The organism is Flavobacterium sp. UBA4854, from assembly GCF_002399805.1.
In the GTDB taxonomy this organism is placed as follows: domain Bacteria; phylum Bacteroidota; class Bacteroidia; order Flavobacteriales; family Flavobacteriaceae; genus Flavobacterium; species Flavobacterium ginsengisoli.
Map to the genome: position 1 here is coordinate 37,581 of NZ_DHEI01000017.1, position 742 is coordinate 38,322.

1 protein-coding gene and 1 pseudogene are annotated in these 742 nt (G+C 33.0%); both read left to right on the forward strand.

The features are described from left to right. Positions 1-511 (forward strand): annotated as a pseudogene (locus tag B3J44_RS01735) (hypothetical protein); the annotation flags it as partial. Between the two features lie 10 nt (positions 512-521). After that, positions 522-742 (forward strand): VOC family protein (locus B3J44_RS01740; protein ID WP_286965232.1); only part of this gene is annotated, 221 nt, incomplete at its 3' end.

Genomic DNA, 742 nt, shown 5'->3' on the forward strand with positions numbered 1-742 from the left:
GGCATATCAGAAAAAGAAATATACTTACATGGATTTCTTGACGACAATAAAATCTATGCAAGATAAATTAGCGCAGAAAGAAGATGTTTATACGAACAGCCTTTTGCTAGGAAATGCGTTTTACAATATTTCTCATTTTGGAAACGGAAGAACTTTTTATGAAATGAGCATTGTAGGTTATGGATCGAGCCCTTATTCGTTTAGAGATTCGATGAAAGAAATGATTACAAACAATTCGGTTTCTAAAATGTATTATCAAAAGGCTTTTGAAGCGGCTTCGAACAAGGAACAAAAAGCAAAATGCTTGTATTTGATTTCGAAATGCGAAAGAAATGATTATTACAATAAAAAATATAACGCCGTAAACAGCTATTGGGAAATTCAAGATGATAAAGTTAATTTTATTGCCTGGAACTCGTTCAAAGCTTTAAGAAAAGACTATTCTGATACCAAATATTATCAGGATGTAATTGCAGAATGCGGTTATTTTAGAACATACACAAATCAATAAATTTGAAGAGATGGTAAACAAAATAGAACATATCGGGATTGCAGTAAAAAACATGGACGATGCGAATGTTTTGTTCGAAAAGATGCTTGGCGTTCCGTCATATAAAATGGAAGCAGTAGAAAGCGAAGGTGTATTAACTTCTTTCTTTCAAACCGGAAATAACAAAATCGAACTTTTGGTGGCAACAAACCCTGAAAGTCCGATTGCAAAGTTTTTGGAGAAAAAAGGAGA